The sequence below is a fragment of the Wolbachia endosymbiont of Drosophila leontia genome (genome assembly GCF_028981785.1).
Classification (GTDB): Bacteria; Pseudomonadota; Alphaproteobacteria; order Rickettsiales; family Anaplasmataceae; genus Wolbachia; species Wolbachia pipientis.
The window spans coordinates 1-2,006 of the sequence record NZ_JAPQLK010000152.1; the positions used below are offsets into that span (position 1 = coordinate 1).

Here is a 2,006-nt window from a genome sequence, read left to right on the forward strand (position 1 = left end):
TTAAATGGCTGTTTTATAATGAATTTTGTCAGTAGCCACCAGATTTTTTCAGTTGCTATGCAACAAAGCCATTCCAGAGTCACGCGCTGGAATGACACCGGATAGAGCTCTAGATAACATCAGAATATCAGTTAGAACCAAAGTGGAGAAAGGCATTAAAATAGGCGATCAAGTAAAATTATCAGCAAAACTCTTCCCTCTAAAGATTGCGCCCTCGGAGTATGCATACAATTTTGCAAGAATAGCATATTACCAGAAAATAAGTGCAACAGGCTTTGCAACAAGCAAAATAGCCCTGCACAAAAAGGCTGAAGCAAGGCAATTTCTAGAGTATATAGAATCTTTCCGTCAATACATTTATGAAAACCTGCAGCAAAATATCAAGAAACCACATGCGGATATAATCTCTGCATTACTGATCGGTAAAAAAGATGGCATAGATCAAAAAACTATGGACGCGATACGAGATTCAGGTATAGCACATTTGTTTGCCATATCTGGTTTGCATTTATCATTCGTTGCTGGTCTGTTTTTTGTAGTGTTTCGTAATTTATTCGCAATATCTGAAACTTTGACTCTTAAGTATAACACCAAGAAAATATCTGCATTCCTTACTATCTTGCCAACCACGTTTTATTTGTTGATTACCGGTATGCAAATTTCTGCTCAGCGTGCCTACATCATGGTGATTTTAGTACTCGTTGCAATAATGATAGAGAGAAAATATCGAGGGTTAACAGCAATTGCGTTTGCTGCTTCAGTGATACTCTCAGTAGAACCAGAAGCAATTTTAAAGCCTGGCTTTCAGATGTCATTTTCTGCTGTTTTGGCACTGGTTGCCAGTTATCAGATTAATGCCAACAAATTATTCAAAATAAAAATAATGAAATATTTTGTGTCGATAATGATCAGCTCAGTAATAGCAAGTTTAGCAACTGTTCCGTATACGATATATAATTTTAATTATTTTTCAATTAGTGGCATTATCACAAATTTAGTTGCTATACCAATAGTTACATTAATTATTATTCCACTTGGAATAATCTATGTTTTGTTGATTCCTTTCGGTATTGAATGGATTATAGCGCCATTTATAGAGCGCCCAATTGACAGTATTTTGTATATAACAAATCCAATCGCTAGTCTTCAGTATTTGGTTATTCCCATTCGTACTTTTCCTGCCTCATCAATTATTATAATAACATTTGGGTTATTGTGGCTGTGCTTGTGGGAAAGAAATTGGCGTTTCTTCGGAATTTTCTTTATTGTGCTGGGTATTTTCTCTAGTGCTATGTATAGAACTCCTGATATCTTGATAAATGCTGATAATGTTGCTGCAAAGGAGAGTGATAACTTACTATATTCTCTCACCAGAAAAAATAGGAACTTTGTTGTCAAAACATGGGCGAAGCAAAACGGACAGAACCAAATTTTGAATCATACAAAATATAGCAACCCAGATAAAAGGCTAAAGTGTAACGATTATGGCTGCATATATAATAAAGGAAATAATAAATTAGTGCTGCTAGCTTATAAAAAAGAAGATATTTCAGAAAATTGTGATAAAGTTGATTTAACAATTCAATTAAGTGAGTTTGACTATTCAGCTTGCAACACTAAAATTATTAAACATGCTGATCTAGAAACGTATGGCACACATTCTGTTTGGTTAACAAATCGTTACGTAAAGATTAATACAATGCGCTCCAATAGGCCTTGGCACATGTTGAAAAATTAAGAAACTTGATTTTAAGGTTTGGTTAATGTATACCTAAATAAGTTTAAATTAGAAAAATGTTATGGTTACAGACACTCAAGATCCTTTCAAAGACTATTTTGATTTTTTAGGATTTAGAAAACTTTCTGACCAGCCCAGTAGAATTTTGAGCTCTATAAGAAAGTATTCTGGTACTATATCGATAGCAAGTACCATTGCTACTCTTAGAACCTGTTTAAAATCTTCGTAATAGGAGAGAAATGAAGGAAAGGACAATCATTTGCAAGCT

At 34.1% G+C, this 2,006-nt stretch carries 1 protein-coding gene; it reads left to right on the forward strand.

Going from position 1 to position 2,006, the window contains the following annotated elements:
- Window positions 1-52 precede the first annotated feature (52 nt).
- Window positions 53-1,738 (forward strand): ComEC/Rec2 family competence protein, encoded by a 1,686-nt coding sequence (locus tag OZD63_RS05570; protein WP_275008332.1) that lies wholly within the window; start codon window positions 53-55, stop codon window positions 1,736-1,738.
- Window positions 1,739-2,006: the final 268 nt, after the last annotated feature.